This window comes from Undibacterium sp. TJN19, assembly GCF_049339485.1.
GTDB lineage: Bacteria > Pseudomonadota > Gammaproteobacteria > Burkholderiales > Burkholderiaceae_D > Undibacterium.
The window spans coordinates 67,157-82,180 of record NZ_JBMPPL010000004.1 but is presented as its reverse complement, the minus strand read 5'-3'; the positions used below and the strand labels follow the sequence as shown (position 1 = coordinate 82,180).

Genomic DNA, 15,024 nt, shown 5'->3' with positions numbered 1-15,024 from the left:
CTAGAACGAATACTCTAGCGTATAAAGCAGGCACCCCGCACGATTAGTAAAAACTGGGCATAATGGGTTTTCCCAATTTCCTACACCGCGAGGCTCCCATGATAGAAGTCCACCACTTAAAAGAATCACGCTCACGCCGTATCACCTGGTTGCTGGAAGAACTGGGGCTCGATTACACCGTCATCTCTTACGACCGTGACCCCAAGACCCGCCTGGCACCGCCAGAACTGCAAAAAATACACCCACTGGGCAAGGCCCCTGTCATCCGTGACAAAGACCAGACCCTGATAGAGTCCGGTGCCATCATCGATTATTTGATACGCACGTATGGCAATGGCCGCCTTGCGCCTGCTGTGGGCACGACTGACTACAACCGCTATGTGCAGTTCCTGCACTATGCTGAAGGTTCAGCCATGTTACCGCTGCTGCTCAAGCTGTATGTAGGCCGCCTGGGTGACGCTGGCGCGCCACTGCATCCGCGTATCAGCAGCGAAGTGGCAAACCATTTCAGCTACCTGAACCTGGAACTGGAAGGCCGTAATTACTTCGTTGGCGACAGCCTGACTGGCGCGGACATACAATTGTCTTTCGCCGTACAGTCTGCCGTACGCGGCGCTGGCCGTGAAGCCTTTCCTAACCTGACACGCTTTGTTGACATGGTAGCGGCGCGTCCTGCTTATCAAAGAGCGGTAGAGAAATACAGCGAGTAATACCTGCCGTTTGAAATACGAAGATTGACAGCCTCGATTGCATACTCTATCGTCGCATTGCGGCGGACCCTGCAAGCTGGCGCTCAGACGAAAGTCCACAGTGCCTCTGTGGGGTTACCCCGCGGGATAAATTTACCTGGTATTTCATCGCGTGAGCCTGCCTGCATTCCATGCAGGACAGCTCACACTACACGAGACTGGTTGCAGGCTCTCCGCCGCCCCCGCTGCCGACGATCATACGCTACTGCCTTCACTCATGGACACTCCCAAGCAGGTCGCCTTCGCCATCGCCGATGCCTTACTGGCAGGTGAGTGCAGCCATATCGCCCTGATGAAAAACGTGAGTTGGGTATTAGGCAGGAAATGGCCTTGGATACCTGCGTTGTGTCAAAAAATTTACCGGCATGCCGGCCGGCATTTTTATCATTACAGCCGCCATGAAATAGCCGCATTGATACTGGACGACCATGGCTACTACGATGCCTGGCGGGGCGAAGACAAACCGCAAATCAAACAGTATTGCCTGCTGCCCGCCATCACCCCTGAAAAACCGGCATGGCTGCAAGCCCTGGCTTTGCCTGAATTTAATAACTCCGCTGATCTGGCCAGACACCTTAACCTGACTGTCAGTGAACTCGCCTGGTTTGCTGATCAATGGCGGCAGGATGCGCAGGCAGTACCACAACTGGGACACTATCATTATCGCTGGCTGGAAAAGGCAAAGGGCGGCTGGCGCTTGCTGGAAATACCCAAGTCACGTCTGCGCAATATACAAAGCAAAATCCTGCAACAGCTCTTGAACCGCGTACCGCCGCATGCAGCGGCACAGGCATTTCAGCAAGGCCTTTCGAGCATCAGCCATGCGGCACAACACACAGGGAAGCGTGTCGTAGTCAGGCTGGATTTGAAAGATTTTTTTACGAGCATTCCAGGTTCACGCCTGCATGCCCTGTTCGCCAAACTGGGCTATCCAGAAAACGTGGCGGGTACGCTGGCACGGCTATGCAGCAACCGCACACCTGGCGCTATCTTCAGAAATAAAACGGACAAGCCGCAGGCCTCTATCAGCGCGGCACATCTATTGCGCAGCCCGCATTTGCCGCAAGGTGCACCGACCTCTCCTGCTCTCGCCAATCTCAGTGCTTATCGCCTCGATATGCGTCTGCAGGCCTTGGCAGGCAGCATGCAGGCCCGTTATAGCCGCTATGCAGATGACCTGACATTTTCTGGTGATGACGAATTTGAGCAAAGCCTGCAACGCTTTATCCCGCGGGTAACGGCCATCGTGCTGGAAGAAGGTTTTGTATTGAACTACAAAAAGACCCGCATCATGCGCGCCTCGACCAGACAACAAGTCACCGGCATTGTCGTCAACAGCCATTGCAATATCAAGCGCGCTGATTACGATACCCTGAAAGCGATATTGACGAACTGCCTGCGCCACAACCCGGCATCACAAAACCGCGAAGGACATGCCAATTTTCGCGCCCACCTGGCTGGCAAGCTCGCCTATATGCGCATGATCAATCCTGCCCGCACGGCCAAACTACAAACCTTGTTTGAGCAGATCAGCTGGTCAGACTCAACAGCTAAGGCTTAACGACGGATTGCCGCCCAGGCCAGCATTGCCCAACCGGCCAGGAAGGCCACGCCACCTATAGGCGTAATCGCACCCAGTATGCGCGCACCCGTCAGCGCCAGTGCATACAGGCTGCCACTGAAAATCACTACACCTGTCAGCATGGCCCAGGCTGCCTTACGCAACAAGGCATTATCTTGTTGTTGCAACATGATGCCCAGCGCCAGCATGCCCAGGCCATGCACCATCTGGTAAGTCACTGCCGTTTGCCAGATAGCCAGCATGTCGGCACTCAGCATTTGCTTCAAGCCATGCGCACCAAAGGCACCGGCAGCAACGCCTGTGAACATGAGGATGGCAGCGATAGCAATGAAAGAACGTGCTTGCATGATGGATTCCAAAGTGTCAGAGAAACGCTATTTTAAAGCCTTGCAGCTTTGCTGGCCGAACAGAAAGCCAGGCATAAAAAAACCGCCATGCAATACATGGCGGTTTCAGGATTTAAAATTTACTTAAGGACTCAATTACGCAGCTTTTTGCGCAGCCTGTGCCGTATTGAATTCAGCAATCAGGCTGGCTTCCTTGGCCTTGGCGGCTTTGAAATGCTTTTCCTTGACATGACCATAACCACGGATATCTTCAGGGATGCTGGCAATGGCGACGGCCTTCGACAAATTATCTGCATTCAGCAAAGGCAGTAATTTGTTCAGGGTCTGTTTGTATTCCACTGGCAAGGCGCGTTCCATCTTGCGCTCTTCTGTATAACCGAAGATATCAAAGGTACCGCCGCGCAGAGACTTGAACTTGGCCAGCAAGCCGAACGCCTTCATCATCCACGGGCCAAACTGTTGCTTGATCAGGTGCCCCTTGTCATCACGCTTGGCCAGCAAAGGTGGAGCGAGGTGGAAGTTGATGGCGTAGTCACCTTCAAACATATCGGCAATTTTCTTTTGGAATTTGCCATCAGTGTACAGACGCGCGACTTCATATTCGTCTTTGTACGCCATCAGCTTGAACAGGTATTTCGCTACTGCTTCTGTCAGGCGCAAAGGCTTGTTGCCATCGACGAGTTTGCTTTCTGCAGCTTTGACCTGCGCCACAAAGTCGCTGTACTGGCTGGCGTAAGCCGCATCCTGGTAATCCGTCAGGAAAGCCACACGCTTGTTGATGGTGTCATCCAGTGTCGGTGCACGTTTCAGTTCTATGACCTGTGATGGCGTGACCAGACGCTGTACGGCTGCCAGGTCATGCGCAGCCAGGCGACCCCAGTTGAATGCCTGCTTGTTGAAGTCGATAGATACGCCATTGAGTTCAATCGCACGCATCAAGGCAACTTCTTCCAGTGGTACCCAGCCCTTTTGCCAGGAATAACCAAGGATAAACATATTCGTCGCAATATTGTCACCCATCAGGGCAGTGGCAATCGAAGCGGCATCGATCAGATCGACACGGTCAGCACCGCAGGCCTTGCGGATATCGTTTTCTGCCGAATCACCAGGGAACTGCCAATTCGGGTTCTTGATGAAAGTCGAGGTTGGCGTGCCATTGGCATTGATGGCGGCATGCGTGCGGCCTTCACCCATGCGTGACAGCGCATCCTTGCCTGCCGTCACGATCAGATCACAGCCTATGACCAGATCGGCCATGCCTGTGCCTACGCGTGTCGATTGTATGTCTTCTGCCTTGTCAGCCAGGCGCACGTGTGACATCACCGCGCCACCCTTTTGTGCCAGGCCTGTCATGTCCAGCACGGAACAGGCTTTACCCTGCAAATGCGCAGCCATCGCCATGATCTGGCCGATAGTGATGACGCCAGTACCACCAACGCCAGTGACCAGTACACCGAACGGTGTCTTGGTATCAGGCAGGGCTGGGTAAGGCAGTGCATTCACATCGAGTGCATTGCCTGGTTCTATCTTGGTCTTTTTCGGTTTTTTCAGCTTGCCACCTTCTACGGTGACAAAGCTGGGGCAGAAACCTGTGACGCAGGAGAAATCCTTGTTGCAGGACGACTGGTTGATCTGGCGCTTGCGACCGAATTCGGTTTCCAGCGGCTCGACTGACAGGCAGTTCGATTGCACTGAGCAATCACCACAGCCTTCACAGACGGCTTCATTGATGACTGCACGTTTGGCAGGGTCAGGGAAGCCAGGTTTGCCATCCTTGTCGATTTTTTTCCTGCGGCGGCGTTTTTCAGAAGCACAGGTCTGGTCATAAATCATCGCAGAGACGCCCTTGGCAACGCGCAGTTCGCGTTGCACGGCATCAAGCTCACTGCGATGGCGCACGGTGACACCAGCAGCCCATGGATAGCCTGCCCCATATTTTTCTGGCTCGTCAGTGACGACGATAATGGGGCTGACGCCCTCAGCGGCGATCTGGCGCGAAATCATGCCAGGGTCCAGCGGGCCATCGAATTCCTGCCCGCCTGTCATGGCGACAGCGTCATTGAACAGGATTTTGTAGGTGATATTGACTTCGCCAGATACCGCAGCGCGTATCGCCAGCAAACCCGAGTGATAGTAGGTGCCATCACCCAGATTACAGAACACATGGTTCTCGGTAGTGAATGGTGCCTGGCCTACCCAGGTCACGCCTTCTGCGCCCATGTGGGTGAAGGTAGACGTTTCGCGATCCATCCAGGTCACCATGTAATGGCAACCGATACCGGCCAGGGCACGGCTGCCTTCTGGCACTTTGGTCGATGTATTGTGCGGGCAACCGGAACAGAAATGCGGCACGCGGTCTTTATTGGCATCTGGCTTCGAAACCACGTTGAGCATGGCCTCCTTCGCTTCCAGATAAGCAACACGCTCCTTGACGAGTTGCTCTACCGGGTGGCCGGCAAAATAACGGCTGATGCGCGATGCAATTGCGCGGGCAATCTGTGCCGGGTTCAGTTCATAAGTCGCGGGCAGCAGCCATTCACCATGGCCAGAACCATGCAGGTTGCTCCATTCACCGCTGTCATCGAACTTACCGACCACGCGCGGGCGGACTTTGTCTTCCCAGTTATACAGTTCTTCTTTCAGAGCGTACTCGAGGATCTGGCGTTTTTCTTCAACCACCAAAATTTCTTCGAGGCCAGTGGCAAATTCACGCACGCCTTCAGATTCCAGCGGCCAGGTCAGGCCTATCTTATACAGGCGTATGCCTATATCTTTGGCGACTTGCTCATCGATGCCCAGGTCGGCCAGTGCCTGACGGGTATCGAGGTAGGATTTACCGGCGGTGATGATACCGATCTTGGCAACCGGGCTGTCCCAGATAATTTTATTGAGCTTGTTGGCGCGCGCATAAGCGAGCGCCGCATACCATTTGTAGTTATTCATGCGGATTTCTTGCGCCAGCACCGGGTCTGGTGTGCGGATATTCACACCATCGGCGGGCAAGACAAAATCTGCCGGAATAATTGGCTGCACGCGGTCCGGGTCGATATCAACGACAGCGCCGGATTCCACGACATCAGTCACGCATTTCATCGACACCCACAGGCCGGTATAACGCGACATGGCAATACCATGCAGGCCGTAATCCAGATATTCTTGCACGGTAGATGGGTACAAAACCGGGATACCGCAGGCTTTCAGGATATGTTCGCTCTGATGCGCAGCGGTCGACGATTTTGCCGCATGGTCATCGCCTGCAACAACGAGGACACCACCATGTTTGGACGTCCCTGCCAGATTCGCATGTTTGAACACGTCGCCACAACGATCGACACCCGGGCCCTTGCCGTACCACATGGCAAACACACCCTCATATTTCGCGCCAGGAAACATATTCACCTGTTGCGTTCCCCACACAGTCGTGGCTGCCAGATCTTCATTGACACCTGGATGAAACTTCACATGATGCTTTTCCAGATGCTTTCTTGCCTTGGCTGCGGTCAGATCGACATTGCCCAACGGTGAGCCGCGATAACCACTGATATAACCAGCAGTATTGAGGCCAGCTTTTTCATCGGCCTGACGTTGCAACATCATCAGGCGTATCAAGGCCTGGGTGCCTGTCATGAAAGCGCGGCCGCGCTCCAGCGTGAATTTGTCGTCTAAGGAAATATTATTGTCGATCAGCGCCTGCTGCTCGGCTTTGAGGGGTGCGTTCATGGGGTCTCCGTGCTTTTTTATCGTTTGGCAATGGTGTGCGCAACAAAACAGAATCACCTTGTGAGTGAATCATATATGAGAACGCATTGCATCTATAGAAATGACATGCGTTCTGCCACATCTGGCACATTAACATGCTGTATTGCCAGTCCCAATGGACAGTACAGCACAATAAGACCAGTACAGTATGACTGACACTTTATAAAAGTGTACTGGTTTTTCATTATTTTTTGCCATCAGTCAATATATTGGTTTTTATCCAATTTCCCCACTATCAAGAGCAAGAATCTGGGAAAATGGAATGACGCGCTTTTCATTAGCAAGGGTCACCATGTCGCAACCGAAAGCCACGCTGATCAAAAAAGTCATGCTTCCAGGCACATACCTGATGAGCAAACTCAGTTTGCGTATCAAGCTCCTGGGCATTTTTGCTACTCTGCTGCTTCCCTTATTGCTGTTGAGCATTTTTCTGATACAGAAAGTGCATACTGAAGCTGCCATTGCCCATAGCGAACTGCTGGGCGTACAGGCAAACGGCTTCATCATGAAAGTCATTATCCAGACCCAGAAGCACCGGGGGCAAGTCAACCTCAAACTTTCTGGCCAGAATCTGGACGACGACTTGACCAAGACCAGAAATGAATTAAAAAACAATCTGGATCAGCTTGAGCAGTTTTTCCTCGGTATGCCAGACTTGCCTTTGTATGGCCAGTGGAAATCTACTGCGGATGAATTACGCCAGTTAGCGGCTGGCCAGAATGCCACAACGGTCAAGGACAATGTCGCCCAGCACAGTCGCCTAATCAGACAGGCATTACAGTTTTCTGCATTGGTCGATGAGAAAAGCGGACTATTGATTGACCCTGAGCCAGCCAGCTTTTTATTGATGGATGTGGCCATGCGTAAAACACCTGGCTGGATAGAGCATCTGGCCTTGTTGCGCGGTCTTGGCGCTACCTATATCAAGTCGGGCACGATGGAATTTGCCGAAAAAGCCGGCATCGTCTCACGACTCGATGCCTTACAGGCCGCCATGACGGCCATCAGTGACATGGATGAAGCACTGAAGCGGGCTGGCGAAACTCCGTCTGCCACGCAAAAAGAAGCGTTGGACGCCAGTCTGGCATTTGCAGCACTGGCAAATAAAAACCTGTTGGGTGAAGCCATCAGTGGTGATGCCAATGAATTTTTTGCCCAGGGAACCCTTGCAATAGAAAAAGCCGTGGCCCTGCAAAAACAGATGCATGGCAGACTCAATGACTTGCTCATACAACGTGCATCTGCGCTTGGTTTGTATCAGAACATGATCATTGCAGGCATCGCCTTGATAGTACTGTTAAGTTGCTACCTCGCATTGGGCTTTTATCATAGTTTCATGTCTGCGCTCAATGAAGTAGGCCATTCTGCTAAAGCGGTGGCAGCAGGCGACCTGACCAATCATATTCAGATCTCCGGTAAGGACGAACTGGCACGTACCGGCCATTTACTGGAGGCAATGAATGGCAATTTATCCAGACTGGTTGCCAACGTGCGCACCAATGCCAGCCTGGTTGCCCAATTGGGCGAAAGCCTGGCGGGCGACATCAGTGATTTATCCACCCGTACCGAACAGCAGGCATCCAGCCTCGAAGAAACCTCAGCCAGTGTCGATGATCTGGCCGATACTGTAAAAAAGAATGCCGATAGCGCCAGGGCCGTTGATAACCTGGCCGCCAACCTACGCATCATTGCTGAATCAACGGGTGACGCTATGCGCTCAGCAGTAGATTCCATGAATGGCATCCATCAAAGCGCCCGCAAGGTGCAGGAAATTGTCAGCCTGATCGATGGTATTTCTTTCCAGACCGATATCCTGGCACTGAATGCCGCCGTCGAGGCATCCCGTGCGGGGGAACATGGACGCGGTTTTGCCGTTGTAGCCAGCGAGGTACGCGGCCTGGCGCAACGCAGTGCCGATTCGGCACGCCAGATACGCCGCCTGATCGATGATGCTGTCAGCCGGGTTGACGACGGTGTCACGCAAATCAGCAATGTCAACGACACGCTCAATGACATTGTTTCCGGCATCCGTGACCTGGCGGGCAATATCAATTCGATTTCAACCGCATCGACGGAACAAAGCAATGGCCTGTCACAAATATCCGAAGCATTGCGCCACCTCGACAGCATCACACAAAGCAACGGCCAGATGGCTGAACAGGCCAAGCATGTGTCGCTGAGCCTGGAAGAACGGGCACGCGCACTGACCAGGGCAGCATCCACCTTCAAATTGCTGCAAGGTACTGCCGATGAGGCGCACGCCCTCGTGAAAAAGGCAATCACAACTTACCAGAAACATGGTCGAAATGCGCTGCAAATCATTACCGCCAATGCTGACAAACTGTATGCTGACCGCGATATGTATGTGTTTGCTTTTGACCACAAAGGACAATATATCGCCTTTGCCGGTAATGCCGCCAAGCTGAAAGTCAATCTCTTCCAGGTTGATGGCCTTGATGGGCGAAAGCTGGTTGCCGATGCGTTTGCTCTGCCGGAAACAGGGGGCTGGATCAATTATACGATCGTCAATCCGCTGTCAAAAAAAGTGGAAGCCAAGACTTCCTACATAGAACGTGTTGCTGACAATCTGGTACTGGGTTGCGGCGTCTATAAAGTCGAATAAGGCCAAAACGCGCTTTGGTGCTGCTAAAGGCTATAATCATGCTATGAAACTCAAATTCACCAAAATGCATGGTGCGGGTAATGATTTTGTCGTCATTGATGCCATTCACCAGCAAATCAATTTCAACACGGCGCAATGGCGCCAGATTGCTGACCGCCGTTTTGGCATCGGTGCCGACCAGATACTGGTGGTCGAACGTTCTGCCAACCCTGCTGTCGATTTCCGCTACCGCATCTATAACGCCGACGGTGGCGAGGTAGAGCAATGTGGCAATGGTTCGCGTGCTTTTGTCCGTTTTGTCATCGAAAAGGGCCTGAGCAACAAATCCAGCATACGTGTCGAAACCATGTCCGGCATCATAGAGCCGCGTATGGAGGCCGATGGCAGCATCACTGTCAATATGGGCGCACCGGTGCTGGATGCCGTACAAGTACCATTTCTGGCAGAAGACCTGAAGGCTTTGCAGCAGGGCGACGATAATTTGTGGCCACTGGAAATCAATGGCAAGGCCATCTGGGTGTCGGCTGTATCGATGGGTAATCCGCATGCCGTGCAGCTTGTTGCCAATGCTGACGACTTCCCGGTGCAGGTCGATGGCCCGCTGATAGAGAATCATCCCCGTTTTCCAAAACGCGTCAATGCTGGTTTCATGCAGATCATTGACCGCAGCCATATCCGCCTGCGCGTGTTTGAACGCGGTGCTGGTGAAACCCTGGCCTGTGGTACCGGTGCCTGCGCTGCCGCCGTCACTGGCATACGCCGTGGCCTGCTGGACAGCCCGGTACAGGTCAGCATGCGAGGCGGCGAGCTTTCCATTGCCTGGGACGGCGAAGGCAGTCCGGTTTTCCTCAGTGGCCCGGCTGTGACCGTTTTTGAAGGCGAAATTAACCTTATCGAACCATAATGAATTCCAACGACATCGCGACTTACCTGATCCAGCATCCGCATTTTTTTGAAGAACATGCCGAGTTGCTGGGTACCATCAAACTTACCAGCCCTGTCATGGGGCGCGCTATTTCCCTGCAAGAACGGCAGATGGAAGTTGTTCGTGAAAAATACCGTGGTTTGGAATTGCGTATGGCAGACCTGTTAAGGATTGCCGAAGAAAATCACGACATCACCAAAAAATTCCAGAACTGGACACGCTCACTGCTGCTGGCCCGCAATGATGTCGATCTGCCGCACGTGCTGACCCAGGGCTTGCAGGATATTTTTGATTTACCTCATGCAACCCTGCGCCTGTGGAATGTCGCTGAAGATTATGCGCATACCTGGTTTGCCGTCCCCGCCACGGATGATGCACGTTTGTTTGCCAAGGGCTTGAACACGCCTTTCTGCGGCAAGAACCAGGATTTTGAAGCCGCTGCCTGGATAGATACACCTGAACCGGTAGCATCACTGGCCATGCTGCCTTTGCGCCTGTCACCGAAAGCCCCCACTTTTGGTTTGCTGGTACTGGGCTCACCCGATCCTGCCCGTTATACCAAGGACATGGCGACGGATTTCCTCTCAAAAATCGCCGACACCAGCAGTGCCGCCTTGAGTTGCCTGGTGGACCTGTAAACACGCCCATCAGGTAAAAAGGCAAATCTGAGCACATCATGAGTATGCCTGCGCAAAGTGAGGAAATAACACGGGAAATCCCCCAGGAAAACCATCTGGCGGCTTATCTGGAAGTCTTGCGCAGCCAGCGGCAACTGTCACAGCATACGCTGGACAGTTATTTGCTGGATCTGCGCGAGTTGATGAAACTGGCAGCAGAAGCAGGACAGACTGAACTCCTCACTCTCAGCACCCATCATATACGCCGTTTTGCGGCGCAAATGCATGCCCGCGGCCAAAATGCGCGCAGCATTGCCCGCAAGCTGTCGAGCTGGCGCGGCTATTACCGCTGGCTTTCGGAAACCCATGAACTGGCTGCCAACCCGGTGGAAGGCGTGCGTGCACCGAAGAAAAACAAACCCTTGCCCAAAGCCCTGGGGGCTGACGATGCCGTACGCCTGGTGGCGCATAGAGGCAGCGATCAGGCAACACCTCTGGCCAATCGCGCCATGTTTGAATTATTGTATTCGAGCGGTTTGCGCGTATCCGAACTGGTGAACCTGGACGTGGCCGCAGTCAGCGAAGCAGGCTACAGCTCGCCAGGCTGGGTCGATATGACAGAGGCGGAAGTGCATGTCACTGGCAAAGGCGGCAAACCGCGTATCGTGCCCGTTGGCAAACCCGCACTGGCGGCACTGGCAGACTGGCTGGCCATCAGGACAACGCTGGTCAAGACAGACCCGCACCCCTTGTTTTTGACCGAACGCGGTACGCGCATTTCTGCCCGCCTGATACAACTACGCCTGAAGGCCCATGCACAGAGCCTGGATATTCCGGCGAATGTCCACCCGCACATGCTGCGTCATTCTTTTGCTTCGCATGTATTGCAGTCATCAGGGGATTTACGTGCTGTACAAGAAATGCTGGGCCACAGCTCGATTGCGGCAACCCAGGTGTACACCTCGCTGGATTTTCAGCATCTGGCCAAAGTCTATGACCAGACTCATCCACGGGCTAAAAAATAAGGCCCCGGCATGGTCTGCCAGGGCATCCCGTCTAGCGTAATACCATTTCCACACGACGGTTTTTGGATCGTCCCGCTTCTGCGGCATTCGATGCCCTTGGAGCCAGAGGCCCAACGCCACGGGCAATCAGACGCGCATCGGCAATGCCATAGCCTTTCAGTGCATCGACGACAGCCTGCGCACGCTTGCCTGACAAAGTCATATTGTAATCAAGCACACCCTGGGTATCCGTATGCCCAACGATATACACGGCAGCAGAATTTGCTTTCAGGTATTTCGCCATTTCATCAAGCTGCGGCTTTGACTCTGGTTTGATGACAGCTTTGTCGGTATCAAAATACAGGCCGTAGAAACTGACAGCACCGTTCGCGGCCAACTCTTTGCTGATGGCGTCGGCATCGACGGTCACGATGTTTTGTTCCATCGCTTTTGGTTCCAGCACTTCTACCAGCACGGCGACATGGTCGTTCATGCTGTCGGTGATGTCACCCATGGTGCCACCAGAATTCAATGCCGCATAAACGCCGACATAAGTCGTCGCTGCGCCCGTGCCTTTTTGCAGCAAGGCGTAACGCAAATCCTTGGCACCATCAAACACCGCCTGCACAAAACGGTTGCGGTTGACATCATAGCCCTCGCCCTGCACATGGGTACGCTTGTCATTCCAGTTATATTTCAGGCTCTTGAATGAAGGGCCGCAACTGTCGTTATCACATTGAAAAGCCGGCTTAAAGCCCTTGCTGTTGAGACTGTCAGTAAAGTTGCGAAATACTTCCAGCGAAGAGCGGCCTTTCGGCACCATATAGACCGTGCGTGTCAAAGTACCTTCGGCGCGCTGTACTTTGGAAAATTTCTTGTTGCTGCTGTAATCAGGCTCTTGTGCCGGCCCTGCAGGGAAGGAAATTTCATCAAAGGCTTTTTGCGTCTGCAACAGGATGAAAGACCCCTGGTAGCGTCCTGTCAGTGGATGATCCTTGGCATTGGGCGCATCGCTGTTTAATATTTTTTCATAGGCCGGATTGCTGGCAGCATGGACAAATTGACTGGCGGCCAACACCAGTCCAAATAAAAGTGGTTTCAGCATTTTGCGCATGATGTACAAGACTCCTGTTGTGAAGGGAGAAGATAGAGATTTTGCAACAGCTTGCTAATGTAGCACAAGTCTTTTCCCTGCCTTCAAAATGTGCAATTTCCCAAATGAAAAAGCAGCGTTACCGCTGCTTTTTCATTCATACCACTACGCTTGCCAATTATGCTTTAGCAAGTTTCAGGCTGCTGACGTCAGCAGTCAGGTAACCCACTGCTGCACTGAAGCGGTTTTTGTAATTGGCACGTACCAAAGGATCAAGTGTAGCCTGTACATTGCTGTGCAATGGCGACAACCAGTCACCTGCATGCTGGAAATTGCTGGTGATGTAGGTCCAGCCATTCAACTCATCCACAACAGACAGGCCTGTGGATTCAGCACCGGAAGGCATGGATGCCAGACGGGACAATTTCTTGGTATCAACGTTGTAGGCCCACAAGAAGTTATTCACGTGCTGACTGCTGTCTTCGCCAATGAACAGGGTACGCAGTTTTTCAGAGAACTTCAGGTTATCCGGGTTCGCGATTTTATCTGGATTAGCGGTGTTGCCCAGTGCATCTGGCGCGAGCTTGCCTGACGCATCCAGATAATCTTCACCGACCAGCAAGGCTTTGGTCTGTGTTGGTACCCAGTCACTATTGATAGCTGTACCGGCAGTATCTTTCTGCCCACCTGTCATGGTGTGTGCCAGAACCGCACCTGCTGTCACCACTTTTTCCAGGGTAACACCATACGCTTCGTTCCAGCCGGCATTGCCACGCACCATGGAAGCCTGCATGTTTTGCAGGGCAGAGTAAGCAACTTTGTCTTTGATATTGACTGTTGTACCTTCCAGTTTGGTCAACGCCATGCTACCGCCGACCATGGATGCATAACGGTGCGTTTCCAGAAAGGCAGCGGCTTTTTCCATACCCGGCTTGATCTTGATCCACTGTGGTTTGCCGCTGTAATAAATCTTGGTATAGCTGGCATCTTTTGGATCAGTTGTTGCCACGTCCATGATGTCGGCAGGCTTTAAGGTATTGGCCAGGTTTTCGATTTCTGCACTGGTTGCAGAACCTATCTTGATCCATGTCAGTGGCGCACCCGCTGCAGCAGGATCAATGGAAAATCCAGCACCGATTTTTGCGACATACAAGGAACCGGAAGACAGATCTTTTTCTTTGTCCGCGACAAAAACAAAGATACCGCCATTAGTCGCATCATCTCCCATCAGGGCAGTGCGATTGTCTGGCATGACCTGTATCAGTTCGTGCGAAATACGGCCCAGGCAATAGTGTTTTTTAATGGTACCAGTGCCATCAGGGTTGACCGTCACTTCAGGCAAGTGGCCATAGTGGTAAGGATTGGCCTTGGTTTCATCGCCAAACAGATTGGCGCTGTAAGCCTTGAACTGAGTGTTGGTGGACAAGGTATATCCGTCTGGCTCATATTCTTCGCTGGACAAATGCGTGCCCCATGGTGACAGGCTGGCACCACAGGTAATCCACAGGCCATTGACCTTGGAAGTGTCAACATTGAAGTACTTGACCAGGCTCAGCTTACCTGTCGCCTGATCCTGATCCAGCGTCAAAATAGCGATAGGAGAAGGCAATTTGCCATACATATCGGTCGTGCCATCCTGCGCCCAGGTCGTGTATTCAAACTGCACGACAGCAAACACTGCCTTGCCCTTGATACCTGTCACAGTAGGATTGGCAACCGACAGCAAAGAAGTGCCATCAGGGGAATCAGAGAAAAACTGACGCTCCTTGCCTGCTACTGTTTTGTCAATGATGGGCTTGTTATTGATATCCACATAGCCACCTGCCAGGATAGTACCGCCATTGCCGTTAGGTACCATGTCACCGGTCAGGAAGAAAGGCTGATAAGCCAACTTGTAAGTCTGTGAACTGCTATCACTGAAATTCACGCTCAATGTCGAACCGACCGTCGTCGTTGCCATGGCTGCCGCGTTTGCCAGCGAAGGTGCGGGCATGGCAGTAAATTCAGCGCCGGTAAAATTCGCAGCAACGGGTGTTACCACCGGGGTCGCAGCAGTAGTGGAGCTACCGCCACAAGCCGACAGCAAGGACGCCGTTGACATGGCGCCCAAAGGCAGCAATGGGGCACCAGCAAGAAATTTAAGAGCCTGACGACGGCCAAATTGAGGTTGATCTGACATGATTCGAATTCCAATAGTTGATTGCGTCAAAACCGTGCGAACTAAAGACCAGTCGCACGAAGAATTAGGGGATGTAAGACCCTGCGCTAAGTAAGGGCTAGTTCGGGCAGGAGTATAAGTAGCGAATATGACAAGCTAGTGAATCA

At 52.7% G+C, this 15,024-nt stretch carries 10 protein-coding genes; 6 read left to right on the top strand and 4 right to left on the bottom strand.

The genetic code is table 11. The features are described from left to right. Positions 1–98: 98 nt before the first annotated feature. Entirely contained in the window at positions 99–710 is a 612-nt protein-coding gene (locus ACO0LH_RS13815) for a glutathione S-transferase family protein (protein WP_422941682.1), read from the top strand. Positions 711–966: 256 nt separating this feature from the next. After that, positions 967–2,310 carry a reverse transcriptase family protein gene (locus ACO0LH_RS13810; RefSeq protein ID WP_422941681.1) on the top strand — a complete coding sequence of 448 codons (1,344 nt, stop codon included), beginning with the start codon at positions 967–969 and terminating at the stop codon, positions 2,308–2,310. On the opposite strand, the gene ACO0LH_RS13805 is transcribed toward ACO0LH_RS13810, so the two are convergent. Both ACO0LH_RS13805 and ACO0LH_RS13800 read right to left on the bottom strand, forming a co-directional pair. After that, positions 2,307–2,678, bottom strand: coding sequence for a DUF423 domain-containing protein (locus ACO0LH_RS13805; protein WP_422941680.1), 372 nt, complete (start codon positions 2,676–2,678; stop codon positions 2,307–2,309). The two genes, ACO0LH_RS13810 and ACO0LH_RS13805, sit on opposite strands and share 4 nt — an antisense overlap. A gap of 135 nt (positions 2,679–2,813) precedes the next feature. Next, positions 2,814–6,398 carry an indolepyruvate ferredoxin oxidoreductase family protein gene (locus tag ACO0LH_RS13800; protein WP_422941679.1) on the bottom strand — a complete coding sequence of 1,195 codons (3,585 nt, stop codon included), beginning with the start codon at positions 6,396–6,398 and terminating at the stop codon, positions 2,814–2,816. 331 nt (positions 6,399–6,729) lie between these two features. On the opposite strand from ACO0LH_RS13800, the gene ACO0LH_RS13795 reads away from it, so the two are divergent. From ACO0LH_RS13795 to xerC, 4 genes are read left to right on the top strand one after another with little or no spacing between them, the layout of a single operon-like run. Beyond that, a complete protein-coding gene (locus tag ACO0LH_RS13795) occupies positions 6,730–9,060 on the top strand; it encodes a methyl-accepting chemotaxis protein (protein ID WP_422941678.1) in 2,331 nt (776 codons plus the stop codon). A gap of 43 nt (positions 9,061–9,103) precedes the next feature. Continuing rightward, positions 9,104–9,964, top strand: a complete 861-nt coding sequence (dapF, locus tag ACO0LH_RS13790) for a diaminopimelate epimerase (protein WP_422941677.1) — start codon at positions 9,104–9,106, stop codon at positions 9,962–9,964. Then, the gene (locus tag ACO0LH_RS13785) at positions 9,964–10,623 is read left to right on the top strand and encodes a DUF484 family protein (protein WP_422941676.1); all 660 of its coding nucleotides are present in this window, start codon (positions 9,964–9,966) and stop codon (positions 10,621–10,623) included. The genes dapF and ACO0LH_RS13785 overlap by 1 nt, the downstream gene beginning before the upstream one ends. A 44-nt stretch (positions 10,624–10,667) precedes the next feature. Continuing rightward, positions 10,668–11,627: a tyrosine recombinase XerC gene (xerC, locus tag ACO0LH_RS13780; RefSeq protein ID WP_422941952.1), complete on the top strand. Its 960-nt coding sequence runs from the start codon at positions 10,668–10,670 to the stop codon at positions 11,625–11,627. Between the two features lie 31 nt (positions 11,628–11,658). On the opposite strand, the gene ACO0LH_RS13775 is transcribed toward xerC, so the two are convergent. Together ACO0LH_RS13775 and ACO0LH_RS13770 are read right to left on the bottom strand one after the other, a co-directional pair. Beyond that, positions 11,659–12,720 (bottom strand): OmpA family protein, encoded by a 1,062-nt coding sequence (locus ACO0LH_RS13775; RefSeq protein ID WP_422941675.1) that lies wholly within the window; start codon positions 12,718–12,720, stop codon positions 11,659–11,661. 157 nt (positions 12,721–12,877) lie between these two features. Further along, positions 12,878–14,878: a PhoX family protein gene (locus tag ACO0LH_RS13770; protein WP_422941674.1), complete on the bottom strand. Its 2,001-nt coding sequence runs from the start codon at positions 14,876–14,878 to the stop codon at positions 12,878–12,880. Positions 14,879–15,024: the final 146 nt, after the last annotated feature.